This is a genomic window from Subsaxibacter sp. CAU 1640 (assembly GCF_023156585.1).
GTDB lineage: Bacteria > Bacteroidota > Bacteroidia > Flavobacteriales > Flavobacteriaceae > JBPOFM01.
On record NZ_JALNMI010000001.1, the window covers coordinates 391,664 to 417,205 of the forward strand.

At 36.3% G+C, this 25,542-nt stretch carries 27 protein-coding genes and 1 tRNA gene; 21 read left to right on the plus strand and 7 right to left on the minus strand.

The genetic code is table 11. The features are described 5' to 3' along the window. Positions 1 to 3 precede the first annotated feature (3 nt). Complete coding sequence (locus M0G43_RS01685; protein WP_248022876.1) at positions 4 to 441, plus strand: hypothetical protein; 438 nt, start codon at positions 4 to 6, stop codon at positions 439 to 441. A 311-nt stretch (positions 442 to 752) separates the two neighbouring features. Next, positions 753 to 1,355, plus strand: a complete 603-nt coding sequence (locus tag M0G43_RS01690) for a hypothetical protein (RefSeq protein ID WP_248022879.1) — start codon at positions 753 to 755, stop codon at positions 1,353 to 1,355. 110 nt (positions 1,356 to 1,465) lie between these two features. On the opposite strand, the gene M0G43_RS01695 is transcribed toward M0G43_RS01690, so the two are convergent. Beyond that, positions 1,466 to 1,545, minus strand: a tRNA-Leu gene (locus M0G43_RS01695). 154 nt (positions 1,546 to 1,699) lie between these two features. Between M0G43_RS01695 and M0G43_RS01700 the strand changes: the two genes are divergently transcribed. From M0G43_RS01700 to pth, 3 genes are all read left to right on the plus strand, one after another. Further along, on the plus strand, positions 1,700 to 2,641 hold the full coding sequence (locus M0G43_RS01700) for a ribose-phosphate pyrophosphokinase (RefSeq protein ID WP_248022882.1): 942 nt from the start codon (positions 1,700 to 1,702) through the stop codon (positions 2,639 to 2,641). 25 nt (positions 2,642 to 2,666) lie between these two features. Next, positions 2,667 to 3,326, plus strand: coding sequence for a 50S ribosomal protein L25/general stress protein Ctc (locus M0G43_RS01705; protein ID WP_248022890.1), 660 nt, complete (start codon positions 2,667 to 2,669; stop codon positions 3,324 to 3,326). Positions 3,327 to 3,397: 71 nt separating this feature from the next. Continuing rightward, on the plus strand, positions 3,398 to 4,030 hold the full coding sequence (gene pth / locus M0G43_RS01710) for an aminoacyl-tRNA hydrolase (protein WP_248022898.1): 633 nt from the start codon (positions 3,398 to 3,400) through the stop codon (positions 4,028 to 4,030). 48 nt (positions 4,031 to 4,078) lie between these two features. Here the strand turns inward: pth and M0G43_RS01715 are convergent, their stop codons facing one another. After that, positions 4,079 to 6,133, minus strand: a complete 2,055-nt coding sequence (locus tag M0G43_RS01715; RefSeq protein WP_248022900.1) for a T9SS type A sorting domain-containing protein — start codon at positions 6,131 to 6,133, stop codon at positions 4,079 to 4,081. Between the two features lie 231 nt (positions 6,134 to 6,364). Between M0G43_RS01715 and M0G43_RS01720 the strand changes: the two genes are divergently transcribed. From M0G43_RS01720 to M0G43_RS01790, 15 genes are all read left to right on the plus strand, one after another. Then, complete coding sequence (locus M0G43_RS01720; protein ID WP_248022903.1) at positions 6,365 to 7,297, plus strand: bifunctional riboflavin kinase/FAD synthetase; 933 nt, start codon at positions 6,365 to 6,367, stop codon at positions 7,295 to 7,297. Continuing rightward, positions 7,290 to 8,621 (plus strand): HTTM domain-containing protein, encoded by a 1,332-nt coding sequence (locus M0G43_RS01725; protein ID WP_248022905.1) that lies wholly within the window; start codon positions 7,290 to 7,292, stop codon positions 8,619 to 8,621. Before M0G43_RS01720 ends, M0G43_RS01725 begins: the two co-directional genes overlap by 8 nt. A gap of 94 nt (positions 8,622 to 8,715) precedes the next feature. After that, the gene (serS, locus tag M0G43_RS01730) at positions 8,716 to 9,984 is read left to right on the plus strand and encodes a serine--tRNA ligase (RefSeq protein WP_248022915.1); all 1,269 of its coding nucleotides are present in this window, start codon (positions 8,716 to 8,718) and stop codon (positions 9,982 to 9,984) included. 395 nt (positions 9,985 to 10,379) lie between these two features. Then, positions 10,380 to 12,158 carry a tetratricopeptide repeat protein gene (locus tag M0G43_RS01735; RefSeq protein ID WP_248022922.1) on the plus strand — a complete coding sequence of 593 codons (1,779 nt, stop codon included), beginning with the start codon at positions 10,380 to 10,382 and terminating at the stop codon, positions 12,156 to 12,158. Positions 12,159 to 12,251: 93 nt separating this feature from the next. Further along, positions 12,252 to 12,758, plus strand: a complete 507-nt coding sequence (locus M0G43_RS01740; protein WP_248022925.1) for a GNAT family N-acetyltransferase — start codon at positions 12,252 to 12,254, stop codon at positions 12,756 to 12,758. After that, entirely contained in the window at positions 12,755 to 13,075 is a 321-nt protein-coding gene (locus tag M0G43_RS01745; protein ID WP_248022928.1) for a DUF4286 family protein, read from the plus strand. The genes M0G43_RS01740 and M0G43_RS01745 overlap by 4 nt, the downstream gene beginning before the upstream one ends. A gap of 81 nt (positions 13,076 to 13,156) precedes the next feature. Next, positions 13,157 to 13,960: a 16S rRNA (adenine(1518)-N(6)/adenine(1519)-N(6))-dimethyltransferase RsmA gene (gene rsmA / locus M0G43_RS01750; RefSeq protein WP_248022935.1), complete on the plus strand. Its 804-nt coding sequence runs from the start codon at positions 13,157 to 13,159 to the stop codon at positions 13,958 to 13,960. 20 nt (positions 13,961 to 13,980) lie between these two features. After that, positions 13,981 to 15,354, plus strand: coding sequence for a magnesium transporter (gene mgtE, locus M0G43_RS01755; RefSeq protein ID WP_248023785.1), 1,374 nt, complete (start codon positions 13,981 to 13,983; stop codon positions 15,352 to 15,354). Next, positions 15,355 to 16,317, plus strand: a complete 963-nt coding sequence (locus M0G43_RS01760; RefSeq protein WP_248022941.1) for a 2-hydroxyacid dehydrogenase — start codon at positions 15,355 to 15,357, stop codon at positions 16,315 to 16,317. A gap of 3 nt (positions 16,318 to 16,320) precedes the next feature. After that, a complete protein-coding gene (locus tag M0G43_RS15805) occupies positions 16,321 to 16,731 on the plus strand; it encodes a response regulator transcription factor (protein WP_317231405.1) in 411 nt (136 codons plus the stop codon). A gap of 109 nt (positions 16,732 to 16,840) precedes the next feature. Continuing rightward, on the plus strand, positions 16,841 to 17,212 hold the full coding sequence (locus M0G43_RS01770) for a VOC family protein (protein WP_248022943.1): 372 nt from the start codon (positions 16,841 to 16,843) through the stop codon (positions 17,210 to 17,212). A gap of 17 nt (positions 17,213 to 17,229) precedes the next feature. After that, the gene (locus tag M0G43_RS01775; protein ID WP_248022945.1) at positions 17,230 to 17,739 is read left to right on the plus strand and encodes a DUF4199 domain-containing protein; all 510 of its coding nucleotides are present in this window, start codon (positions 17,230 to 17,232) and stop codon (positions 17,737 to 17,739) included. A gap of 5 nt (positions 17,740 to 17,744) precedes the next feature. Then, on the plus strand, positions 17,745 to 18,200 hold the full coding sequence (locus tag M0G43_RS01780) for a DUF1801 domain-containing protein (protein ID WP_248022947.1): 456 nt from the start codon (positions 17,745 to 17,747) through the stop codon (positions 18,198 to 18,200). Between the two features lie 41 nt (positions 18,201 to 18,241). After that, the gene (locus M0G43_RS01785; RefSeq protein ID WP_248022949.1) at positions 18,242 to 18,628 is read left to right on the plus strand and encodes a VOC family protein; all 387 of its coding nucleotides are present in this window, start codon (positions 18,242 to 18,244) and stop codon (positions 18,626 to 18,628) included. Between the two features lie 51 nt (positions 18,629 to 18,679). Further along, on the plus strand, positions 18,680 to 19,102 hold the full coding sequence (locus M0G43_RS01790; RefSeq protein WP_248022951.1) for a DUF4870 domain-containing protein: 423 nt from the start codon (positions 18,680 to 18,682) through the stop codon (positions 19,100 to 19,102). 61 nt (positions 19,103 to 19,163) lie between these two features. Here M0G43_RS01790 and M0G43_RS01795 read toward each other — a convergent pair whose 3' ends face one another. Genes M0G43_RS01795 through M0G43_RS01810 form a run of 4 tightly spaced genes read right to left on the minus strand, consistent with a single transcriptional unit; the run spans position 19,164 to position 23,769 of the window. Continuing rightward, positions 19,164 to 20,195: a carboxypeptidase-like regulatory domain-containing protein gene (locus M0G43_RS01795; protein ID WP_248022953.1), complete on the minus strand. Its 1,032-nt coding sequence runs from the start codon at positions 20,193 to 20,195 to the stop codon at positions 19,164 to 19,166. Next, positions 20,188 to 22,017, minus strand: coding sequence for a GNAT family N-acyltransferase (locus M0G43_RS01800; protein WP_248022955.1), 1,830 nt, complete (start codon positions 22,015 to 22,017; stop codon positions 20,188 to 20,190). The genes M0G43_RS01795 and M0G43_RS01800 overlap by 8 nt, the downstream gene beginning before the upstream one ends. Before the next feature lie 21 nt (positions 22,018 to 22,038). Beyond that, entirely contained in the window at positions 22,039 to 23,289 is a 1,251-nt protein-coding gene (locus M0G43_RS01805; RefSeq protein ID WP_248022957.1) for an aspartate kinase, read from the minus strand. Continuing rightward, complete coding sequence (locus M0G43_RS01810) at positions 23,290 to 23,769, minus strand: GNAT family N-acetyltransferase (protein WP_248022959.1); 480 nt, start codon at positions 23,767 to 23,769, stop codon at positions 23,290 to 23,292. Positions 23,770 to 23,924: 155 nt separating this feature from the next. Here M0G43_RS01810 and fbp point away from each other — a divergent pair, with 155 nt between their 5' ends. Further along, on the plus strand, positions 23,925 to 24,932 hold the full coding sequence (gene fbp, locus M0G43_RS01815; protein WP_248022961.1) for a class 1 fructose-bisphosphatase: 1,008 nt from the start codon (positions 23,925 to 23,927) through the stop codon (positions 24,930 to 24,932). A gap of 133 nt (positions 24,933 to 25,065) precedes the next feature. On the opposite strand, the gene M0G43_RS01820 is transcribed toward fbp, so the two are convergent. Continuing rightward, positions 25,066 to 25,497 (minus strand): TerB family tellurite resistance protein, encoded by a 432-nt coding sequence (locus M0G43_RS01820; protein WP_248022963.1) that lies wholly within the window; start codon positions 25,495 to 25,497, stop codon positions 25,066 to 25,068. Positions 25,498 to 25,542 lie beyond the last annotated feature (45 nt).

Consider the following 25,542-nt stretch of genomic DNA (forward strand, 5'->3'; position numbering starts at 1 on the left):
CTTATGAATTACCGAAAACAAGATACACAAAAAGAACAATATATAACCATACCAACGTGGTTAATAAAAATGACCTCAAACAGAAAATCTCCTATTTTTCTAACTCCATTTGAGCGCGAACTATTCTGTTTGATTAAAGGCTTAAGTATAAAGGCTCCGTGTTATGCCAATGACCAGTACTTTGCATCAACGTTTAATGTGACAATAAAACATATAAACAAGAGTATTTCAAACCTTTCAAACAAAACTTTTCTAAATATTGAACACGACAATTTTAAAAGGTTGTTAAGTGTTAATAAAGACTTCGACAAGGACGCTGGGTTTGTATTCTTTGACAATTTAAACAATAAAATATTTGTTTGTGATTGCAATAATGAGATATGGACAACTCGAAATGATATTGAAAGAGATACCATTGATTTCTTTAAAAAGTGTTCTTAATACTATTAACCTACAGGTGCATTGGTATTAACCTACAGGTGTATTGGTATTAACCTACAGGTGCATTGGTATTAACCTACAGGTGTATTATATAATATAATTAATACTATAATTTAAAAGATAGTGTATATACCTTTCGCTAAAATGATTTTGATTTATTAAAGGGATATGGGGTAAAATCACTACGATAAATATTGCTCCTACATCGCTGTTTAGTCAGAATTTTATACACGACAATTTTTTATTAGGGGGGGGTTACTTCGATTAAATCAATATTTATATTTTCATATCTTTAATAAAATTGACGAGTTATGGAACATAATTTAAATAGTGATTTTCAAATGCATTACTGGGATTTTATGTATGCCATAGAATTCGATTTAAAAACGTTATCAAGGTATATTGAGTTAAATGACAACAACCTAAACACTTATTCTATAGAATTGGTGCGACTGTATTTATCAACTTGTTCAGAAATTGAGGTGGTTTTAAAAGAGTTCTGCAAGATTTTAAACGATAGTTCGGAGCCACGAAATATAACGCAGTATAGAAATATAATTAAACCTGAAAGGCCTCAAATGCTTGATGAGATTGTGAATATTGGTTTTAAAAAAACAGTAACGCCGTGGGTTGATTGGAAAAAAGACACTACGCCTAAATGGTGGAAAGACTATCAATTAGTCAAACATAGTAGAAATGAATACTATCACCTGGCTACTTTGGAAAATGTCTTGCATTCAGTTGGAGCTTTGTTCTTATGCGTACATTTTTATTATTTGGAATATTTATCCCAAATCCCAAAGAGCATTTTACCTCGCGAACTATCATTAAAGGATATAACATCTATATTCAATTCAGGTAACAACTTTTTGAAACTAGCATCAAAACATCAGCAAGGATTTTTATCTATATAAAATAGATAAGATTTTTTAGGTTTTGATTAAATGTTGTACACTATGTCGGCACAAATAAAAAACCCTATCTACAAACTTATTGTAAATAGGGCGTTCTAAAGAATTAAATGTACTCAAGGTGGGAATCGAACCCACACTCCGAAGAACTGGATTTTGAATCCAGCGCGTCTACCAATTCCGCCACTTGAGCATTATTGAATTATTGGACTGCAAAATTATAAAATATTTTATAACTAACAATTAAAATTTGTGACTTTTATGCTTTAGCAGTCCAAATAAATTCCTAAATTTGCAGCCTGATAATCAAAACAACGATTAATTCGTTATAAAACAAACTTTTATCAATGCCCGAAGTTGCTACAGAAGCTAAAATTTTTGCATGTTCACAAAGCACTGAACTTGCTGAAAAAATCGCAGCCACTTTTGGTGCTCCTCTAGGTAATGTCATAACATCAACCTACAGTGATGGTGAGTTTCAACCTTCTTATGAAGAATCAATAAGAGGAACGCGAATTTTCATTATTGGGTCTACTCATCCTGGACCTCAAAATTTAATGGAAATGTTGTTGATGATTGATGCCGCCAAACGTGCGTCTGCTCGACATATTACAGCAGTATTGCCATATTTTGGCTGGGCAAGACAAGATAGAAAAGATAAACCAAGAGTGCCCATTGCGGCAAAATTGGTAGCTAAAATGCTAGAAGCAGCAGGTGCTACTAGGATCATCACGATGGATTTGCATGCTGACCAAATTCAAGGTTTCTTTGAAAAACCAGTGGATCATTTATTTGCATCTACTGTGTTTTTACCTTATTTGCAAAGTTTGAACCTTGACAATTTGACTATTGCATCTCCAGATATGGGAGGTTCCAAAAGAGCATATGCCTATTCAAAAGCTTTGGAAAGTGACGTAGTGATTTGTTATAAGCAACGCGCAAAGGCCAATGTTATTTCTCACATGGAATTGATAGGTGATGTTACTGGTAAGAACGTGGTTTTAGTAGATGACATGGTGGACACGGCCGGAACTTTAACAAAAGCTGCTGATTTAATGATGGAAAGGGGCGCTTTGAGTGTCAGAGCAATTTGTACACATCCTATTTTATCTGGCAATGCTTATGAACGTTTGGAGAATTCTAAGCTTGAAGAGTTAATTGTCACTGATTCTATTCCGTTAAAACAAAAATGTGATAAAATCAGAGTGATTAGCTGCGCTGATCTATTTGCAGGAGTAATGCACAATGTACATTACAACAAGTCTATCAGCTCTAAATTTTTAATGTAAATTAATATTAATATAAACACAAACAATGAAATCAATTACAATCAATGGATCTCAAAGAGAAAGCGTGGGCAAAACATCAACAAAAGCCTTACGTAATGCTGGTCAGGTTCCTTGCGTATTATACGGAGGAGACAAACCAGTGCATTTCTCTGCACCTGAATTGGCTTTCTCTAAACTGGTTTATACGCCGAATGCGCATACAGTTGTGATTGAGCTAGAAAACGGAACGTCTTACAATGCTATTATGCAAGACATCCAGTTTCATCCTGTAACAGACAGAATCTTACATATAGATTTCTATCAGTTATTTGAAGATAGAGAAATCACCATGGAAATTCCAGTACATATTATTGGTACATCCAGAGGTGTGTTAAACGGAGGTGTTCTTCGTAGAAATCAACGTAAGTTGAAAGTGAAGGCTTTGCCTGCCAATTTACCCGATTTTATTGAGGCTGATATCACTCCGTTAAGAATTGGAAGTAAACTTTACATTACTTCTTTGGTTAATCCTGATTACAAATTTTTACATCCAGACAACACCGTGGTGTGTCAAGTGAGACGTTCTAGAGCAAGTGTTGCTGAATTTGAAGAAGAACAGGAAGAAGCAGCGGCTGAAGAGGCTGCAGCTGAAGCTGGAGAGACTGCAGAAGCTACTACAGAAACATCTTCAGAAGGACAAGAATAAATCATTCGATTTAATATTACATTTAAAGCATTCTGATATTTCAGGATGCTTTTTTATTTTTACCCAAAATTATGTTTAAGCTTTTGTACAATCTTTTTAGTCGTTCTAAATACAGAAAAGCTTCTGAAGAAAATGATATGAAAAAATATCTAATTGTTGGTTTAGGAAACATAGGTGACGATTATTCCAATACACGTCATAACATTGGTTTTAAAGTTTTGGATTTCTTGGCAAAACAAGAATCGCTATCTTTTGAAACCCAAAAACTGGGAGATATTGCTATCTATAAATTTAAAGGTAGAGCATTTATCTTACTCAAACCAAACACTTATATGAATTTAAGCGGTAAAGCGGTGCTGTATTGGCTAAATAAAGAAAATATCCCCTTGGAAAACTTACTTGTCATTACAGACGACCTCAATCTGCCTTTCGGCACCATTCGTCTCAAAACTAAAGGGAGCGATGGTGGTCATAACGGATTGAAAGATATTCAAGATAAACTGCAAACCACTAATTATAATCGTTTTCGATTTGGAATCAGTGATGCCTTCAGCAAAGGAAGACAAGTAGACTATGTTTTAGGTCATTGGACAGATGCAGAAGCGCAGAAACTCCCTGAACGCTTAGAAAAAGCGACCGAACTTATAAAATCATTCGGAACAGCAGGTGTTAATATCACCATGAATACTTTTAATGGATCATAAAAAAAGGAGAGGCAAAAACCTCTCCTTTTTATTTATTACAATTATTGCTTACTCAACAATAATCTTTTTGGTTGCTTGTTTCTGGCCATCACTTACTTTTACCAAGTACATTCCAGATTGAACGTTATTCATTTTAACCACTTGGTTAAAATTTGAGGAATTTTCAAATGCATTTTCATACACTTTTCTACCTCTCATATCGTAAACAGTGACTTTTACATTATCATTTGAACCAGAATTCAAACTGATGTTAAACTGTCCTTTGTTAGGATTTGGATAAATGGAGAAGTTATCTAGTCCGAATTCATCAACGCCCAATTGAACATCAACGTTCAATGTATAATCTTCAGTCTCTCCATCATAACCCGTTAAACACGCCATAGGTAAGCCTGGATCGTCAGTATTAACGTATTTTGTAGCCACTCGCATCACGGTATTACCTAAAGTTGCTCCAACCGGAACCGTAATTGAATAAGGTGAGGCACTAGTAAGACCATTTGTTACATTCGCCGCATTTCCTAAAATATATTCCTCACCAGAATCTCCAAAACTGCAATTTTGATTCCAATCTATCCACACTTTAGTTTGAGTTGGATAATTACCGTCGGTATTCACCCTTACTGATAAAGCATATGTAGAATTTCTATTAACCGTAGTAACTTGCCCAGTGAAATTGCCATAACCTCCTGCTGATTTACCAGAATTTAGATTATTTATTGTATTGAAAGTGACTCCTGTTGTGCTGGTGTTAAAACTCATATTTCCATTTGATGTACAGGGTGTATTTCTTAAATTCAAAACAACATTTTGTGTATTTGTTATGGAAGTTGAAGTACCTGTAACAGTAATCGTATAATCAGAAATTGGAGCGCTGCCCAAATTAGAAACGGTCATTGTAAATGGCCCAGTTGTACTTCTAGAAGTAGGATTGAAAGTAACACTTGCTGCTGCAGGCTGTCCCATCGCTGAAAACACTGTATTTTCATTAAACCCTTCTTGAGAAGTAAATGTAAAATTATAAGTTACAGAACCTGCTGATGGACAGGCGGTTTGAGGACTGTTTGATGCAACCATCGTAAAATTTGGTCCAAAAGTACATTCTGTCACATTTGGTTTAAATTGAGCCTGCAAAACATTCAAATAAGCATCCATTACAGCAGCTTGACCTGCAGTAAACATATACATGCAAGCATCATTGGTATAATCCATATAATTCATTGTTAATGCCTTCTGACCTGAAACACAACCATTAACTGAACCATTTGATGGACATCCAAAAGTGGGAGCTGCCACTTGAGGTGTATCGGCTAGACCATCATCATCCGCACCACAACCGTTTGTGTTCCCAAATGTATGGTTCAAATTATAAAAATGCCCCAACTCATGCGTTACAGTTCTTCCTAGATTGTAAGGTGCTCCAGGAGCAAATCCCGCACAACCAGCACCTGAACCAAAAGCATTGTTATCCATTGTAACGGCTTGACCCGCCGCAATACTTCCACCCAATGGAGAAAAACCTAAATCGCTAATATTCCTTATTACAAAATTCATATAGCCAGACCATCTTGAGTCAGTATTACTTCCTCCCGCACCTCCAAAAGGCCACCCAATAGTAACAGCAGGGCCTCCTTCAACCAAGTCTGTATCAGTATTCGTTGGGTGATTAATGGTTGCTAGACAGAAATAGTAGTTTATTGAACCTAGATTGACTCCTGGATAAAACACACTAGCAGCATTCCACAAAGATATATCCGTATTTGTAGCAGTATAGTCTTTATTTAAAATATCCACTTGATTTTGAGCAAGTGCCTCTAAACATGCCCGATTAGCTTCATTGCCCGTGGGAAAATGCACGGCAACAGGAATAACAACAGGGTTTCTTCTATTTGAAGTAGCACCTCTTTGCAATACTTTTTCTAATTCTTCTCTAAACTTCAATTGATTTGCTTCATATTCTCTGACAAATTCAGGATCTGTCATTTGTTGCTGCATATAAGCATCCATTCCACATGTTCTCTCTTGCGCTGATAAAAATGAACAGCTCAAAGCAAAAATTGCGGCAAATAGAACATTTTTAGCATTATGGGTAATTGTTCTAATCATGATAATTTTATTTATTTATTAAGGTGGGGCCTAAAATACTGAAAATATCGGTAATCCCAATAGTTGAATACTTTTATTTCGTGAATGTTAGCAAATATTTTTTGAAGAACTATTTAAACAAAATAGTATCCTCTAAAAATTGGCATTTGGTGATGTTTTCATACTCATTTACTAAATTTGAAACGTTTAAGTCATAATTTCAAATAATACGGTAAAATACCTTTTATATTAATGCAACAACCTAAAACCCATCATTCTAAAATTTATAAAAGTAATAGTGTCGTTACCATTGGTACTTTTGATGGCGTACATATAGGCCATCAAAAAATCATTAAAAGACTGACAAATTCCGGAAAGGAAAAAAAATTAAAATCAGTAGTGCTGACTTTTTTTCCCCATCCTAGAATGGTTTTACAAAAACATTCCGATATAAAACTATTAAATACTATAAATGAGCGAGAAAGCATCCTTAAGGATCTAGGCCTAGATGAGATGATAGTTAAACCATTCACAAAAGACTTTGCAAATCTGTCTGCTCATGAGTTTGTAAAAACTATATTGGTGGAAGAGCTCCAAGCCAAACATGTTATCATAGGTTATGACCATCAATTTGGAAAAAACAGAAGTGCCGACATCAATGATTTAAAAGGTTTCGGGAAGGAATTTGGCTTTACTGTTGAGGAAATTTCTGCACAGGATGTAGAAGATGTTGCTGTTAGTTCTACTAAAATAAGAACAGCTTTAAACCAAGGCGACATAACTGTAGCCAACGCCTATCTCGGTTACAACTATTTTATAAATGGTATTGTAGTTAAAGGTAAAGGTCTTGGTAAAAAAATCGGCTTCCCAACTGCTAATATTGAAGTGATTGAAGATTATAAATTGATTCCTAAAGATGGTGTGTATGCCATAAAATCAAACCTGAACGATGAGCCTTTGTTGGGAATGATGAATATCGGCAATAACCCCACAGTTGGCGGTTCCAACAAAACAATTGAAGTTAACTTCTTTGACTTTGATGAAGACATTTATGGCAAATCTCTCAAAATTGAATTTATATCCCGTTTGAGAGACGAGCAAAAGTTTGAGTCTGTAGAATTGTTGCAAGATCAACTTAAAAAAGATAAATTGGAGACAATAAATTCACTTCGAAATCATGGTTAACTTCCTTTTTAAGCGTATCGATAATAGCCCTCTCATAGTTTTTCGAATCGCTTTTGGGCTTTTGATCTTTCTGGAAAGTGTTGGAGCTATCTTTACGGGCTGGGTAAGTCGAAACCTGATGCAACCCAAATTTACATTTTCATTCATTGGGTTTGAGTGGCTTCAACCACTTCCTGGGAATTGGATGTATGTGTTCTACGCGGTGATGGGAATTTTTGGGCTGTTGGTGATGATTGGTTACAAATATAGATTGAGCATCATTGCATTTTCGCTGATGTGGGCCGCAACCTATTTAATGCAAAAGTCTTCCTATAACAACCATTACTATCTATTGATTCTTTTGAATGCCATTATGGTATTTCAACCTGCCAATAGATATTTTTCGGTGGATGCAAAATTAAATCCGAGCATCAAAGATATGTCAATGCCTCAATGGTGCAGTTGGGTATTCATTCTACAAATGTTCATTGTCTATACTTATGCATCTATCGCAAAGCTGTATCCAGATTGGCTGAACACCTCTGTTATGGAAACCATTCTTCGAGGTAAAAGCGATTATGCTCTAGTTGGTGATTTGTTACAACAAAAATGGTTGCATTATGTTTTAAGTTACGGGGGAATTCTATTTGATGGACTAATTATCCCATTACTTCTTTTTAAACCGACGAGAAAATGGGCATTCCTTGTATCACTATTTTTTCATTTGTTCAATTCTTTTGTATTTCAAATAGGAATTTTTCCATATCTCTCCATAGCATTTTCAGTATTCTTTTTCGAACCAAAAACCATTCGAAATATATTTTTGAAAAACAAACCGTTTTATTCTGAAAATGAAGTGGTTGTCCCAAGCTACAAAACACCTTTTATGGTTGTTTTAATCCTTTATTTTATAATTCAAATAGGGCTGCCCCTTCGCCATCATTTCTTCAAAGATGATGTCCTTTGGACAGAAGAAGGCCATCGATTATCTTGGAGAATGATGCTTCGCTCTAAAAGCGGTTACACAACATATCGAGTGGTGGACAAAAAAACCAACGTGGAAATCCCTATAAATTTAAATGACTATCTCACAATGAGTCAACAACGCACGGCAAGCACAAAACCCGATGTTATTTGGCAATTTGCGCAATATCTTAAAAAAGATTTCACCAAAAAAGGTATGGATGTAAAAGTTTTTGTGGATTCAAGAATAAAGGTTAATAGCGGAAAAATGCAACGTCTTACTGATCCACAAGTGGATTTAGCAAATGTTGATTGGCACCCTTTAAAACACAGTGATTGGTTGCTCCCTTCCGTTCAAGATGAACAGCCTAGGAGACAGTGATTTTTGATAATAGTTATTGATTCGAAAATTCCTCCATAAATACTGCCAATTGAAGTACAAAATTTATTTACTTTTGCCTTCAAATTTATAATCAATGTTACAAGTATCTTACATCAGAGACAACAAAGAAACTGTTATTAAAGGATTGGCAAAACGAAACATCGATGCCACCCAAATGATAGACGAAGTTATTTCATTGGATGAAGACCGACGAAATCTACAAACACAATTGGACAATGTTTTGGCAGAATCCAACAGCCTGTCCAAAGAAATTGGAAACTTGTACAAATCTGGTGAAGCAGATAAAGCCAATAAACTCAAAGAAAAAACAGTTCAATTAAAAGATGATTCAAAATCTTTGGGAGAACAACTTGATGCAAAAGCGGAAGCTTTGAACCAACTTTTGTATAAAATCCCGAATGTACCTTGCTCTTTGGTTCCTGCGGGAACTTCTGAAACTGATAATGAAGAGGTTTTTAGAGAAGGTGACATTCCTGTTTTGCACAAAGATGCTTTACCGCATTGGGAACTGGCAAAAAAGTATGACATCATTGACTTTGAATTGGGCAACAAAATTACAGGTGCTGGATTTCCTGTTTACAAAGGAAAAGGTGCCAAATTACAGCGTGCATTGATTTCTTACTTTCTCGATAAAAATACTGCTGCTGGTTATAGTGAGTATCAATTGCCTCATTTGGTTAATGAAGCTTCTGGTTTTGGAACAGGGCAATTGCCTGACAAAGAAGGACAAATGTACCACGTTACTGCTGACAATCTTTATTTGATTCCGACGGCCGAAGTTCCAGGTACTAATATCTTCAGAGATGAATTGCTTAATGAAAGTGATTTGCCAATAGGAATTACTGGTTATACGCCTTGTTTCCGTCGTGAAGCTGGAAGTTATGGTGCGCACGTAAGAGGATTGAACCGTTTGCACCAATTTGACAAGGTTGAAATATTAAGAATCGAGCATCCTTCTCGTTCTTATGATGCGCTTGATGAAATGGTAGCGCACGTCAAAACCATCTTGCAAGAACTAAAATTGCCTTACAGGATTTTACGTTTATGTGGTGGTGATTTAGGCTTTACTTCTGCACTTACTTATGATTTCGAGGTGTTTTCAACAGCGCAGGATCGTTGGTTGGAAATTTCTTCAGTATCAAATTTTGAAACGTTTCAGGCAAATCGTTTAAAACTGCGATTCAAAAATTCTGAAGGTAAAAATGAGTTGGCTCACACACTCAACGGCAGTTCTCTTGCGCTTCCAAGAGTCTTGGCTGGAATTTTAGAAAATTATCAAACTGAAGATGGCATCAAAATTCCTGATGTTTTAGTTCCTTATACGGGCTTTGATAAAATATAATTTGTAGGAATAATTCTATGATGAATCGTTGAAATGCTAAAATTTTACGTTGTTCAACGATTTTTTTTGCTTTTCTTTTGTTTTTTCCAAAATAATTTTGATGTTAGTGACGTAATTTGAAGACCTACTTATTATGAAAAACATTATGCGTCTTGTTTTACTTGCATCTTTAGTAGTTATGGTAAGTAAAATTTTATTTTAGAAACACATTTTTGCTCCACTAGAAGCTAAAACATAGAAAATGCACTAGCAGAATAATTGAATCATTTTAAAGTAATGATTAATAGCACATTTATTTTGATGGTAATGCCTGGACTGATAGTCCAGGCATTTTTTTATCATAACATTCACAATAAGAAACTTTCTCATTTGTTATATTTACACAAATTCATCCTATGAACAAGTTGTTAGCTTTTATCTTTTTATTTACAAGCACTTTGCTTTTTTCGCAAAGCGAACAACTTTCTGATGATTATTTCAAAAGAGGTGAATTTGAAAAAGCACTCATTGGCTATCAGCAACTGTATCAAAAAAATCCGTCGAATAATAATTACCTTTTCCAACTCATAAAATCGCATCAGCAGTTAAAACAGTACGATGCGGTGCAACAGCTTCTTTTGGAAAAAATTGCCATTAACAACAATCCTCAATTACTGGTGGAGCTTGGTTACAACTATCAATTGCAGGAAAATGTAGCATCTGCTAAAAAATATTACGATGAAGCATTTTCAAAGATTGAAGAAAATCCAAATTTTGTGTTCGGCATAGCACATCAATTTGAAGACCATTCATTGCTTGAAGAGGCTATTAGAGCTTATAAGAGAGCGATGGAGCTTAATCCAAATCTCAATTTCAACATTCAATTGGCACAAATTTATGGTGAACAAGGCGATGTGGAAGGAATGTTTTCCAATTATCTCGATTATATCGAAACAAAACCAGCCTTTATCAATAACGCTAAACGTGCGTTTAGTGATTTCGTTTCAGAAAACAAAGAGAATGAAAATAATCTCATTCTAAAAAAATTGCTTCTTAAAAATCTACAATCGCAACCTCACGATTACTGGTATGAATTATTGAGTTGGATGTTCGTACAGGAAAAGGATTTCTCAAAATCGTTTGTTCAGGAAAAGGCTTTGTATAGAAGAAATCCCGAAAGCTTAAGCAGAATCATAGAATTGGGTGTAATGGCTAACGAAGACGAACAAGATGAAGCTGCCGTTGAGATTTTTAGTTTTGTCTTGGAAACAGCACAGGACGTTGACACCAAACTATTGGCAAATCAATATCTTCTGGATATCGAAGTGGAAAACGCCCAAGAGAAAGATTTTTCTTCTATTAACAAAAAATATTTAGACATTTTTGAGACTTATGGAACCTTTGAGCAGACGCTATCTCTTCAAATTTCTTACGGAAACTTTTTGGCTTTTTACCTTAAGCAGCCTCAAGAAGCAAGCAACTTTTTGAAGAAAAGCTTAAAATTGAACATTTCTCCATTTCAAGAAGCAAGTGTAAAGCTGAAACTCGGAGACATTCTGGTGTTGCAGGAAAAATTCAATGAAGCTTTGATTTACTATTCTCAAATTCAAGCGAACTTGAAAAACAGTACCATTTCGCAAGAAGCTCGCTTTAAGGTTGCTAAAACTAGTTATTACAAAGGTGATTTTGAATGGGCTGAATCACAACTGAAAATACTCAAATCATCAACATCGCAACTCATTGCCAATGATGCTTTGGATTTAAAACTTCTCATTTCCGACAATAAATATGAAGATTCCCTTCACGTTGCACTAAAATTATATGCAAAAGCCGATTTGATGGCCTTTCAGAATAAAACTGATGAAGCCATTGATTTGTTGGGCAAAATTTTGACCGAACACAAAGGAGAAAGTGTGGAAGATGAAGCACTTTTGAAGCAAGCGCAATTGTTTGAAAAGAAAAAACAATATGAAAAAGCTGTGACGAACTATAAGAATATTATTGCCAATTATTCCGAAGAGATTTTGGCTGATGATGCTTTGTATTTTCTGGCAGAACTTTACAACAATCATTTGGCAGAGCCTGAAAAAGCTAAAGAACTTTACGAACAAATTATTTTCAAGCACGAAGACAGTATTTATTCTGTAGAAGCTCGGAAAAAATTTAGGATGTTGCGTGGTGACGCTATTAACTAGTTCGCAATATGCGGTAACAGTAGGCAGTTTTGAAGTATCAAATAACATCTTACATTAAGTAAATTTATGGTTATTGGTGAAACCAACCGGCTTTTGATTGCCAAAATCACTTTGGAGGATGCGCCATTTATTTTGGAACTGCTCAACACGCCAAATTGGATAAAATTTATTGGTGATAGAAACGTCAAAACCTTGGAAGAAGCTGAAATCTATCTTCAAAATGGCATTTTAAAAAGTTACGAAAACTTTGGGTTTGGATTTTACAAACTTTTACTTAAATCTGAAGATAACAAAATCATTGGTACGTCTGGTCTCATAAAGCGAGAGCAATTGGAGCACGTCGATATTGGATTTGCTTTCCTTCCTGAATATGAAGGGAAAGGTTTTGGTTATGAATCTTCAGTGGCTATTATGGATTTAGCAAAAAACAAATTTAATTTGAAAAAACTTTTGGCCATTACTTTAGAAAACAATTTGAACTCCATTAAATTACTGGAAAAACTTGGCCTCAAATACGAGAAAAAGATAAAACCTTTTGAAGATGACGATGAACTTCTGTTATTTGCAAAAGAATTAGACAGCGAAAAAACAACTTTATGATTATTTACAACGTTACCTCAAACATAGAAGAATCGGTTCACGAACATTGGCTGATATGGATTAAAGAACACATCCCACAAGTGTTGGCATCAGGTTGTTTTACGAAAGCAAAACTCACAAGGGTTCTAGTTGATGAGCATCAAGGCGTCACTTATTCTGTCCAATATCACGCAAAAAACAGAGAAGATTTGGAACGTTATTATAATAATTATGCCAATGCTTTGCGAAAGGATGCGCTTCAACTGTTTGGAGACAAGGTCTTGTCTTTTAGAACCGAACTTGAGGTTATGGACGAATATTCCGTGAAGTTTGATTGAATTGAATCATAAGGTATCAGTTCATTTCTTGTATCTTTGAATTTATAGCTTCATTTTTCAATCAAAATCATTCATAAATTCGTGGCACATCATCAAAATCATTCCAATTCTCATCAAGTAAAAGCAAAAAAGCATCTTGGCCAGCATTTTTTGAATGACGAAAACATTGCTTCAAAAATTGCTGATACATTGTCTTTGGAAGGCTATAAAAATGTGTTGGAAATCGGCCCTGGAATGGGTGTTTTGACCAAATATCTTCTGAAGAAAGATATCAAAACACACGTTATTGAAATTGACACAGAATCTGTTGAATATCTCAAGGCAAACTATCTCAATCTGGCCGATAGAGTCATTGAGCAAGACTTTTTAAAATATGATTTAAAGAAGGTTTTTAATGATGAACCGTTCGCCATCATTGGAAACTATCCGTACAATATTTCTTCGCAAATAGTATTCAAAACTCTGGAAATGCGTGACCAAATTCCTGAATTTTCAGGAATGTTTCAAAAAGAGGTTGCCTTGCGTATTTGTTCTAAAGAAGGTAGCAAGGTGTACGGCATTCTTTCGGTTTTGACACAAGCTTTCTATGATGCCGATTATCTTTTTACCGTACCTCCTAGTGTTTTTAATCCACCTCCAAAGGTCGATTCTGGAGTGCTGCTGTTAAAGCGAAAAGAAAATTATGAACTTCCTTGTAATGAAGTGCTGTTTTTTAAGGTGGTAAAAACATCTTTTCAACAACGCCGAAAAACGCTTCGTAACAGTTTAAAAACATTCAATTTATCAGATAATTTAAAAGCAAATGTTATCTTTGACCAACGCCCAGAGCAGTTGAGTGTTGAACAATTCATCACACTCACGCAACTCATTGAAAAGGAACTCTAAATTTTTAATTGAAGATACCCTTGTCTGAAGAAAACGAAAACATACAGTTTGAGCTTACGGACGACCTCATCGCGGAAGTAGAACAACTTATCGAACAAAAAAACGATAGGGAACTTCGAAAACTGCTAAAAGGTTTCCACTATGCCGATATTGCTGAAATTCTAGATGAAGTAAATCTGGAAGAGGCGATGTATGTCATCAAACTATTGGATTCCGAGACTACTTCAGATGTGTTGATGGAACTCGATGACGACAATCGAGAGAAAGTCCTTGAAAATTTATCTGCAAAGGAAATTGCCGAAGAAATTGAAGAGCTGGATACAGATGATGCGGCTGATATCATTGCCGAGCTTTCCGAAGAACGTCAACGAGAGGTAATTGGTCACATTGAAGACGAGGAGCACAAGGCAGAAATCACCGAGCTTTTACGCTATGACGAAGACACCGCTGGTGGATTGATGGCAAAAGAGCTTGTGAAAGTATTTGAAACCTGGACGGTTGCTGGTTGCTTACGTCGCATCAGAGGTCAGGCGAAAGATGTCACAAGAGTGCACTCTATCTACGTTGTCAATAAACAAAATAAACTGATTGGTCGCTTATCTCTAAAGGATTTGATTGTCGCCAAGAGCGATGAGAAAATCGCAGATATCTATATCAAAAATGTAGATTATGTTAAGGTGGATGAAGATCCGGAAGAAGTTGCAAAAGTGATGGCAAAATATGACTTGGAAGCAATTCCTGTGGTGGATGATGAAATGACCTTGTTGGGTAGAATTACCATCGATGATATCGTCGACGTTTTAAGAGAAGAAGCTGATAAAGATTATCAATTGGCAGCAGGTATTACTGGCGACGTTGAAGCCGATGACAGCATTTGGGAATTGACACGAGCACGTTTGCCTTGGCTGTTGATAGGAATGTTCGGAGGCATAGGAGCTGCAAGTATCATCAACGGATTTAGCGATGCGATGTTTAAATTCCCTGCGTTATTGATGTTTGTCCCTTTAATTCAGGCGACAGCAGGTAATGTTGGTGTACAATCTTCAGCCATCGTGGTACAAGGTCTTGCCAATGATTCTATAGATGGCAATATTCTCAATCGTCTTTTGAAGGAATCACTATTAGGATTGGTAAATGGCTTGGCAATTGCCTGTATTGTGTTGCTTATTAGTCACTTTGCCTTTAATACAACCTATCTAGAGTCTTTGACCATTTGCGTAGCACTTATTGTCGTCATCATTATGGCTGCCTTGATAGGCACATTCATCCCAATATTTTTAGACAAAAGAGGCATCGATGCTGCCGTTGCTACAGGGCCATTTATCACTACCAGTAATGATGTGTTCGGTATTTTGATGTACTTTTTGATTGCAAAACTGATTTTAGGATTTTAAATGAAAATTCTTCACCTCGATACCAATCATCCTTTGTTGATTACCCAATTGAATGATTTGGGATTCACAAATGATGAAGATTACACGTCTTCTAAAGAAATCATTGAATCCAAAATTTCACACTATGATGGCATCATCTTACGAAGCCGATTTTCTATTGACCAACAGTTTTTGAATACTGCAACAAACTTGAGATTTATCGGAAGAGTTGGCGCAGGATTAGAGAATATCGATTGTGATTATGCAACTCAAAAAGGTATCAAACTCATAGCAGCGCCCGAAGGCAATCGAAATGCCGTGGGCGAACACGCCTTGGGAATGTTGCTTTCGCTCATCAACAAATTGAACAAGGCAGACTGCGAAGTGAGACAAGGACTTTGGCAACGTGAAGCGAACAGAGGCATTGAATTGGATGGTAAAACCATTGGCCTTATTGGATATGGAAATATGGGCAAAGCTTTTGCGAAAAAGTTGAGAGGTTTTGATGTAGAGGTTTTGTGCTATGACATTAAATCTAATGTTGAAGATGGTAACGCCAAACAAGTATCTTTGGAAGAACTTCAAAAAAAGAGTGATGTTTTGAGCCTTCACACACCTCAAACGCCTCAAACTGTCGGTATGATCAATTCAAAATTCATCAATGATTTTAAAAAGCCGTTTTGGTTTATAAACACAGCACGTGGCAAAAGCGTCATCACCAATGATTTGGTTGCTGCGCTAAAATCTGGAAAAATTTTTGGTGCTGGACTTGATGTGTTGGAATACGAAAAGTCATCTTTTGAAGATATGTTTAAAATGGATGCCACATCGAGCGCAGTCGAGATGCCAGAAGCGTTTGACTACCTCATCAAAGCTGATAATGTTTTGTTGACACCTCACGTTGCTGGCTGGACCGTTGAAAGCAAAGAAAAATTGGCACAAACGATTGTCGATAAAATAAAGGCTGAATTTTATAATTCGTAGATTTTGAAAAAAACTATTTTGGTTTTCGGATTGCTCATTCTGGCCATTCTGCTGCTGTTTCAATTGAGCAAATATTCTATGGTTTCTGGAGCTCTAGATGTGGAAATCATCGTAGCCATTATTGCAATTGTTTTCTTCATTGTCGGAGTTTTCATCAACAAAAAAAGTCTTCATAAACCAGTCAATACTACCACTGAAATTGACCATCAAAAAATCAAGGAACTCGATATCAGCTCTCGGGAGTACGAAGTGCTTCAAGAAATCGCTTCGGGATTATCCAACAAAGAGATTGCGGACAAATTATTTTTATCTGAAAGCACCATCAAAACGCACGTTTCAAATCTGCTGGTGAAGCTAAATGCCAAACGTCGTACCCAAGCAGTACAAATTGCACAAGAACTCAACATACTCTAAAAATTAGTACTTTTAGACGAAAGTACGAGGGGTTTGGTACTTTAGTATGAGTGTCTATTCTACGCTTGTCTGTACTTTTGACATCACAATTAACTATAAAAACAATTAGATGAATTTAGGAGCATTTTCAATGAGTTTAAGCGTCAATGACCTTAAAGTCTCAAAAGAATTTTACGAAAATCTAGGATTTAACGTGTTTGCTGGAGCTATGGAACGCAACTACCTTATTATGAAAAATGGCAATGCGTTGATAGGGCTTTTTCAAGGGATGTTTGAAAATAACATTTTGACTTTTAATCCAGGTTGGGATGAAAACGCTGATCCTTTGGAGTCATTTACTGATGTTAGGGATATTCAAAAACATTTGAAGTCGAAACATATTGAGTTGACCTCTGAAGCAGATGAAAGCACTTCAGGACCTGCAAGCCTTGTAGTGATGGATCCTGATGGTAATGCTATTTTAATCGACCAGCACGTTTAATATAAAAAATCTGAAAAATGAAACAAACTGTTTTAAAATATGGTGGTTATGGCTTACTCACAGCTGCCGCTTTGTTCTTGTTATCCTTGACCTTCGGAAAAGGATTAAGTTATTCGGCACAAGAAGTTTTAGGCTACACGTCTATGATTGTATCGCTTTTGTTTATTTTTTTTGGCATCAAGCATTACAGAGATAATGTAAACAATGGTGAGGTCAGTTTTGGGAAAGCGCTTCTCATTGGATTGTTGATTTCGGCTTTGACAGGCCTGGGAATTGCAATTGTCGATTATCTTTACACAACCGTCATCAATCCAGATTTCGCTTCAGAATATTTAGACACGATGCTGAAATCTCATGAAGCAATGTATTCTGGTGCAGAATTGGAAGCGAAAAAAGCTGAATTGACTCAACAAATGCAAGATTATGGTGGCTCCGGATTTATGGCTGCCTTAATGTTTGTAACTGTTGTGTTGATTGGATTTGTAATCTCCTTGATATCTGGATTAATTCTACAACGTAAAAAATAACCATTATGCAATATAAAGCTACTTCACCTGAAGATTACATCAGTCAGGTTCCTGAAGAACGTCAGGCAACGCTTAAAAAACTTCGTAAAACGGTAAAGGACAATTTGCCAAAAGGTTTTGAGGAAGGCATTCAATATGGAATGATTGGATATTTTGTGCCTCATAGCACTTATCCTGATGGTTATCACTGTACGCCTTCGGAACCTTTGCCATTTATGAGTTTTGCATCACAAAAAAATTCTGTGAATCTCTATCATAGTGGCATTTATGCCGTTCCTGAAATTCACGATTGGTTTGTAAGCGAATATCCGAAGCATTCCAAAAGAAAACTCGATATGGGAAAAAGTTGTATCCGTTTTAAAAATATGGATGACATTCCTTTTGATTTGATTGGCGAATTGTGCAAAAAACTTACTGTCGATGAATGGATTGCTATTTATGAAAAAGCACTTAAAAAGTAAAGTTTAACTAAATAAGATTCCCACTTTCGCGGGAAATTAATATGAAAAAAAGAGTTACAGGAATTGGTGGCTTGTTCTTCAAGAGCAAAGACCCGAAAGCAGCAAAAGAATGGTACAAAAAACATTTGGGATTCAATACAGATGATTACGGTTGTACATTTTGGTGGAAAGACAAAGAAGGAAATGATTGCTCCACACAATGGAGTCCGTTTGCAGAAGACACCAAGTATTATGAACCGTCAAAAAAAGACTTTATGTTTAATTATAGAGTCGAAAACCTAGAAGAACTTTTAAAAACTTTAAAGGAAGAAGGTGTCACAATCATTGATGAAATGCAAGAGTATGAGTACGGCAAATTCGGATGGATTATGGATAACGATGGCAATAAGATAGAGCTTTGGGAACCAGTTGATAAGGCCTTTTTGTAAACCAATTATTTTTTTTACTACCTTTAGTCTCTAACCGTTAAAAAATTATATATGTCTGATAATAGAAATTTAGGCGACGATCTTGACGATATGTTGGATGACGCGAAAAAAGGTGCAAATGAATTTTCTGAAGGTGCCAAACAAACTGCAAATGATTTTGAAAACCAAACTAACAATAATATGAACGACGGAAAAAATATAGCATTAATTGCTCACATCACTTTAATTGGCTGGATCGTCGCACTTGTGATGAACAATAATTCAAAAAGCGAGTTTGCTTCATTCTACATAAGACAAATGTTAGGCCTAATGATTATCGCATTTGTGTTAAGCTTTATCCCGTTTGTAGGTTGGATTCTAAACCTTGGAATGTTAATACTTTGGATTTTAAGCCTAATAGGAGCCGTAAATGGTGAAAAGAAATTAACGCCTGGTCTTGGTGCTTACTTTCAAGACTGGTTTAAATCACTATAAAAATTAAGAAAACACCAAGTTATTCAGACTTGGCGTTATTTCATTATACTTAAACTCAATATCAATCAGTTGATGTTTTATCCATCAATTGATAATCAAACGGCATCGCGTCTCCCAAACGTTGTGTACCCAAATCGCCACTAAAAAGAACATTTTCTATAGGCGCGTAATTGCCATATTGATCGATTACGAAGCTTTCCCCTAAAAGCTCAATCTTTGATTGTCTCTTTTTGTCAAATAAAATATTCAGTTGTTTTGAAATTGATATTTTCACATTTTTGCTATCCTCAATGCTATCAACTTGGATAAACTTATAGGGAGGCACTTCAAAACTCTTGTCAAAAATTTTATAACCATCTTCCTTCAATCTCTTGTGTGAAAGCGACCTCATAAAATGCATATGCGAGCCTTCATAAGTTCTTTCTCTTTGCTTTACGGTCTTTTTACTTTGCAACGTATCTTGGTCTGTGTAAAAACTGGTTCCTAAATATGTAACCGAATGTGTTTTGAAATAATTCCCAAGCAAATCGACGTAGCTGTAATTAATAACAAAATCTTGCAATTCAAAACTGATTAGATATTTCAAATTGTCATTCTCAACCATAATAGGCCTACGAGCACTTGCCGTCAATTGTTTCTTCTTTTGATTGTAGCGCAGGTTCAGGTCAGATTCATTTAAAATCCTACACGATCTGCCATTCTCTGTAACACCCAAAAATTCCCTCCTAAACTGTTTAAGCTTTTCGGCTTTTGACATACCATCATCGGTAGAAATAACAACTTCTTCAAGCGTATTGACATCTTCTGCCATCATCACTTTATAAAACTGATCTGGATTATAAGAGTTTACCACCACTCTTTGATAACCCATAAAGGAAATAATCAAAGGCGAAGTCACACCTTCCACCAACGTAATTTTAAAATTACCTTCAGAATTACTTGATGTTCCTTTAGTTGTTCCATCAAAATAAATGGCAGCACTTTCTATGGGAAGATTGGTTTTGGCATCCAAAACAATACCTTTTAAGGTTTGAGATTGAAGTAAACAAACGGTAGAAAAAACTATAAAGAAAAGCAGATACCGTTTAATCATTGCCATTATCAGCAAATTTACGTTCCATTTCTGCCTGAAACTCTTCCAAGACTGGTTTTACGGTACTTTCCGGTAAATCTGCTATGCGAATGTACATCAAACCATCAACAGCATTGTTAAATAACGGATCGACGTTAAAAGCAATCACTTTTGCGTTTTGCTTGATATATTTTTTGATCAAAACAGGCAGACGTAGAGTTCCTGGCTCCAGTTCATCAATGATTTTATCAAATTTCATCAAGTCGGCTTCTGTTTCATCAAACACAAAATCTTTGTCAGCATCCTTCAGTTTTACTTTGAATTCTTTCTTCGGATGCACATATTGCGCCACATAAGGGTCGTAATAGTTTGATTTCATAAACTCAATCATCAGCGATTTTGAGAAATTCGTGAATTTATCACTGATGGTGACACCGCCTATCAAATATTTATGCTCTGGATAGCGAAGCGTGGTATGAACAATGCCTTTCCAAAGTAAAAATAAAGGCATAGGCTTTTGCTGATATTCACTGATTATGAAAGCACGTCCCATCTCAATGGATTCGCTCATCATTTTATAAAGTTCCGGCTCAAACCTAAATAAATCTTGCAGGTAAAAACCATCGATGCCATATTTAGAAAAAATCTTGGAGCCCAAGCCCATTCGATAGGCACCAGCCAGTTTATTGGTGTCATTATCCCATAGAAACATATGATGGTAATAATTATCAAAACCATCCAAATCGATGGCTTCATTCGTTCCTTCGCCAACTTCTCTAAATGTTATTTCGCGCAATCGACCTATCTCGCGTAGAATATTTGGGATGGCTTTAGAATCCGTCAAGAAAACTTCGTAGTTCTTGCTTTCGAGTAACCTGCAGTCCGTTTTTCTCAACTGATCTACCTCCTTCTTCATCAAATCGACACTTACAGGAGTTACGATGTTTTTAACAGGTTTGGGAACCTTCAATGTTGATGAAATGGAACTCAAAACATTTCCTTTTTGATCAAAGGAATTGGATAGCATATAAGTTTTCTTTCTTAAAAATTCTGAAAACTCCTGCAACGTTTTTTGCTCTTTTTGGTCTGCAACAGAAAGCGGTCTTCCAATGCGTACCTTGATGACTCTTCGCTTTTGCGTCAACAATTCTGAAGGCAATTTTGCAGTCCTGAACGTATCGCTAATTTTTGAAAGTTTATAGAATAACTTGCTGTTTTTTGCGTGAAAATAGATAGGAACCACCGGCACTTCAGCCTTTTGAACCAATTTCATAGCTGCTTCTTCCCAAGGCCTGTCTATGACCAATTTGCCATCGCGATAAGTCGATACTTCTCCTGCAGGAAAAATTCCCAGAGGATAACCATCCCGCAAGTGTGTAATGGCGCTTTTGAAACCAGCGATGCTAGACTTTGCATCTTTATGCTCCTCAAACGGATTCACCGCTAAAATGTATGGCTTCATTGGTTCAATACGATGCAGGAGAAAGTTGGCCATAATCTTGAAATCTGGCCGTTGTTGCAGCATCAATTTCAATAATAAAATACCATCAATACCTCCAAGTGGATGATTGGAAATGGTAATATAAGCACCATCTTTTGGCAATCGTTTAAAGTCTTCTTCGGGAATTTCAAACTTGATTTGGAAATCATCTAAAATAGCATCCAGAAATTCAACGTTGCTTAAATGCTTGTTACGATTGTAGATTTTATTGAGCGTAGAAATCTTTAGGACTTTCATAAGTAACCATCCCGTAAAAGTTCCAAAAATGCCATACTTATCCGCATTGATGGCTTTTGCCACTTCTTTGGCTGTTACTAATCCAGTTTCTGGTGGTTTGGTCATACCTACAAAAATAATAAAATGTTAGTTAGTAACCATCTGTACCGTTTCTTGCGTCAATTGCTTCAAAAGCACGTTCTTTCCGTCTTCCAAATCATTTATGGCCTCATTGGTGTAATGACGAACGGTGTACAAAGAAACGTTCTCATAGCAAGTGACTTTGAATTTGGCCTTCAGGTGTTGCAACAACTTTTCAAGGTTGTTATAGATATTATCTACACAAACCGAAAAACTGATGGCAGAATTCTGAATGACATCGACTTTCATCTTATACAAATGCAACAAACTGAAAATTTCGCTGATGTTTTCTTCTACAATGTAGGAAAAATCTAAAGAAGATAATGAGATCAACACCTGTCCTTTTTTGACAATAAAACAAGGAATATTGGGCTCAATTTTCTTACCTCGCCCTACCATAGTTCCCAGTTGTTCCGGATTCACAAATGATTTGACAAACAACGGAATTTCCTTGGCTTGCAAGGGCTGCAATGTTTTCGGGTGAATGACCGAAGCGCCATAGAATGCCAACTCAATAGCTTCACTGTAAGAAATCTGATTGAGCAATTGTGCATTTTCAAAATAGCGTGGATCAGCATTCAACACACCTGGAACATCTTTCCAGATGGTTACACTTTCGGCATTCAAACAATAGGCAAAAATAGCAGCAGTATAATCACTACCTTCTCGTCCCAAAGTGGTCATAAAATTATTGGCATCACTACCTATAAATCCTTGTGTGATGTTGAGTCGCTTTTTATCAAAGTTTGCACTGATTTGCTCTTGCGTACCTTCCCAATTGATATTGGCTCTACGGTAATAATTATCTGTTTTGATGAAATCGCGCGCATCAATCCAATGATTTGAAAGGCCAATTTCATTGAGATAATGACTCACAATCACAGTCGAAACCAACTCACCAAAACCAATAGTTTGGTCATACACAAAGTTATAATCGGGTGATTTGTTTCTATCAAAAAAACTCTTCAATTCATCAAACAATTCTGATGTTTTCTGAAAAACAGGATGTCTCTCATTATCAAAAAGCTCAAGCAGTATTTCATTGTGATACTTCTTGACATCTTGAAGAGAGCTTTGTAATTCACTTTTATTGTTGAAATAATTATCAATCACAACCTCAATGGCATTGGTAGTTTTACCCATAGCCGAAATCACAATCAGTGTGTCCTGATAGCCTACTTTTTGAAGTACATTCGCAACATTTTTTACACCCTTGGCATCCTTTACCGATGCACCACCAAATTTGAATACTTGCATTTACAATTTTGAAATATAATTCTTGATACCTTGCTCATTGAGATGTACCACATCCCAATCGCGTTTCACATCTGCTCCTTTGTTTTTATAAAATTCGATTGCTGGTTCATTCCAATCCAAAACTTCCCAACTGATTCTTTTGACTCCTAATTGGTTGCCATACTTCACAACCTCATCCAGCAATGCTGTTCCCAGTCCGTGGCCTCGCATCTTCTGGCTGACCACCAAATCCTCAAGGTGCAATACGTTGCCTTTCCAAGTGGAAAAACGGTTGTAAACTAATGCGATGCCTTCAATTTTATGATCGGCCTCACCTACAAAGCACGTAAAGGTTGGTTGCTCACCAAAACCATTCGCTATCAGCTCATCCTCGGTGACCTCAACGGCATCTGGTTCTTTTTCAAATACGGCCAATTCCTTGATGAGCAAAAGAACTTGCGCCATATCATCTTTAGTAGCCAATCGTATTGAAAAATTCATCCTTGAAATTTTAAGTAAAGATAATTTAAACTTAAAGATATAAAAGCATTAAATCTCAACGAAAACGTTGTAGTCTCACAAAAAATACGATATTTGTAGCGTTAAAAAACCAATCAGCATTCCATCAATGCTTCTATAAACCATCCTTACGTTCAATGGCTAAAAAACATCAAACTCTCGGCGAATTTATCATAGAAAACCAAGCTGCTTTTAAATATACTTCTGGCGAATTATCTAGTTTAATCAATTCCATCAGATTGGCTGCAAAAGTGGTCAATTATGAAGTGAACAAAGCTGGTTTGGTAGATATCATTGGTGCAGCAGGTGAAACGAATGTGCAGGGTGAAGACCAACAAAAATTGGATGTCTATGCCAACGAGAAATTCATCCAGACAATGACCAACCGTAACATTGTGTGCGGCATTGCGAGTGAAGAGGAAGATGATTTCATCGCCATTAATAGTCAAGATGAAAACCATCAAAATAAATATGTGGTGTTGATTGACCCTTTGGATGGTTCTTCAAATATCGATGTCAACGTCTCGGTTGGGACCATTTTCTCCATCTATCGACGCGTGACACCTATTGGAACACCAGTGACGATTGATGATTTCTTACAGCCTGGCAACCAACAAGTAGCTGCTGGTTACGTGGTTTATGGTACCTCGACAATGATTGTGTACACCACTGGTGCAGGCGTGAATGGGTTTACATTGAATCCAGCAATTGGAACGTTTTACCTATCACATCCAAATATGCAATTCCCAGAAGATGGAAAGATTTATTCTGTAAATGAGGGTAATTACATCCACTTCCCTCAAGGTGTCAAAAATTACATCAAATACTGCCAAATGGAAGAAGGAGACCGACCGTACACGTCTCGCTATATTGGTTCTTTGGTGTCTGATTTTCATAGAAATATGATTAAAGGTGGTATCTATCTGTATCCTAAAAGCTCTCTAAATTCAGAAGGGAAGCTGCGACTTTTATATGAGTGCAACCCAATGGCTTTTCTTGCCGAACAAGCCAATGGCAAAGCGAGTGATGGATTCAGACGTATTTTGGATATTCAACCAACCGAATTGCATCAACGTGTACCATTCATTTGTGGCAGCAGAAATATGGTGGAGAAGTGCGAAGAATTTATGAGAAACGCGCAATAAGATTCAAAGTTTAAAATTCAGAGTTAAAGGTTCTAAACGCCAATAAAAAAACCGTCCCAAATTCTGGAACGGTTTTGCTTTTTATAGAGACCCAAGTCTAAAATCTTAAGTCTAACACCTCAAGTCTCTTCAACTATCGATTCATATTTTTAATTTCTTCCATAAAGGTGTCCAAATCCACACCGTCATTTACTAAAGTCAAAGCTTTGTCCACCACATACATCACATTGTTAGGAGAAAATCCTAAACCAATTCCTATTTTCTTCAACAAAAGAACTTGTTTTTCACCTTTGATGTGGTCTGCATACACCATACGTGCCAAATCATATAAACGCTCCAAACGTCTGTCATAAGACGTTGGTGGGTTGATTGGGTGCGATTGGTAATCCTTTAGAATTTGCTTGTAATCAGCCTCACTGATGTCAAGATTGCGTGCCAAACGGTCCAAGAACGCTTTTTCGTCCTCTGTGATAATTCCATCATCCATTGCTACTCTAACGATGGCCGCAAAATGGTCCTCGTTACGCTTTTTAAATCCGCTATCAAATAAATCTGAAATTGACATAATCTTCTTGTTTTTAAAAGTGGTGCAAATATAGTCAAACTTCAT

Bases quoted from the DNA above. Each gene is read 5' to 3' on its own strand.
- M0G43_RS01685 (WP_248022876.1), top strand. From the start codon at position 4: ATGAATTACCGAAAACAAGATACACAAAAAGAACAATATATAACCATA.
- M0G43_RS01690 (WP_248022879.1), top strand. From the start codon at position 753: ATGGAACATAATTTAAATAGTGATTTTCAAATGCATTACTGGGATTTT.
- M0G43_RS01700 (WP_248022882.1), top strand. From the start codon at position 1,700: ATGCCCGAAGTTGCTACAGAAGCTAAAATTTTTGCATGTTCACAAAGC.
- M0G43_RS01705 (WP_248022890.1), top strand. From the start codon at position 2,667: ATGAAATCAATTACAATCAATGGATCTCAAAGAGAAAGCGTGGGCAAA.
- pth (WP_248022898.1), top strand. From the start codon at position 3,398: ATGTTTAAGCTTTTGTACAATCTTTTTAGTCGTTCTAAATACAGAAAA.
- M0G43_RS01715 (WP_248022900.1), bottom strand. From the start codon at position 6,133: ATGATTAGAACAATTACCCATAATGCTAAAAATGTTCTATTTGCCGCA.
- M0G43_RS01720 (WP_248022903.1), top strand. From the start codon at position 6,365: ATGCAACAACCTAAAACCCATCATTCTAAAATTTATAAAAGTAATAGT.
- M0G43_RS01725 (WP_248022905.1), top strand. From the start codon at position 7,290: ATGGTTAACTTCCTTTTTAAGCGTATCGATAATAGCCCTCTCATAGTT.
- serS (WP_248022915.1), top strand. From the start codon at position 8,716: ATGTTACAAGTATCTTACATCAGAGACAACAAAGAAACTGTTATTAAA.
- M0G43_RS01735 (WP_248022922.1), top strand. From the start codon at position 10,380: ATGAACAAGTTGTTAGCTTTTATCTTTTTATTTACAAGCACTTTGCTT.
- M0G43_RS01745 (WP_248022928.1), top strand. From the start codon at position 12,755: ATGATTATTTACAACGTTACCTCAAACATAGAAGAATCGGTTCACGAA.
- M0G43_RS01760 (WP_248022941.1), top strand. From the start codon at position 15,355: ATGAAAATTCTTCACCTCGATACCAATCATCCTTTGTTGATTACCCAA.
- M0G43_RS01770 (WP_248022943.1), top strand. From the start codon at position 16,841: ATGAATTTAGGAGCATTTTCAATGAGTTTAAGCGTCAATGACCTTAAA.
- M0G43_RS01775 (WP_248022945.1), top strand. From the start codon at position 17,230: ATGAAACAAACTGTTTTAAAATATGGTGGTTATGGCTTACTCACAGCT.
- M0G43_RS01780 (WP_248022947.1), top strand. From the start codon at position 17,745: ATGCAATATAAAGCTACTTCACCTGAAGATTACATCAGTCAGGTTCCT.
- M0G43_RS01785 (WP_248022949.1), top strand. From the start codon at position 18,242: ATGAAAAAAAGAGTTACAGGAATTGGTGGCTTGTTCTTCAAGAGCAAA.
- M0G43_RS01790 (WP_248022951.1), top strand. From the start codon at position 18,680: ATGTCTGATAATAGAAATTTAGGCGACGATCTTGACGATATGTTGGAT.
- M0G43_RS01795 (WP_248022953.1), bottom strand. From the start codon at position 20,195: ATGATTAAACGGTATCTGCTTTTCTTTATAGTTTTTTCTACCGTTTGT.
- M0G43_RS01800 (WP_248022955.1), bottom strand. From the start codon at position 22,017: ATGACCAAACCACCAGAAACTGGATTAGTAACAGCCAAAGAAGTGGCA.
- M0G43_RS01805 (WP_248022957.1), bottom strand. From the start codon at position 23,289: ATGCAAGTATTCAAATTTGGTGGTGCATCGGTAAAGGATGCCAAGGGT.
- M0G43_RS01810 (WP_248022959.1), bottom strand. From the start codon at position 23,769: ATGAATTTTTCAATACGATTGGCTACTAAAGATGATATGGCGCAAGTT.
- fbp (WP_248022961.1), top strand. From the start codon at position 23,925: ATGGCTAAAAAACATCAAACTCTCGGCGAATTTATCATAGAAAACCAA.
- M0G43_RS01820 (WP_248022963.1), bottom strand. From the start codon at position 25,497: ATGTCAATTTCAGATTTATTTGATAGCGGATTTAAAAAGCGTAACGAG.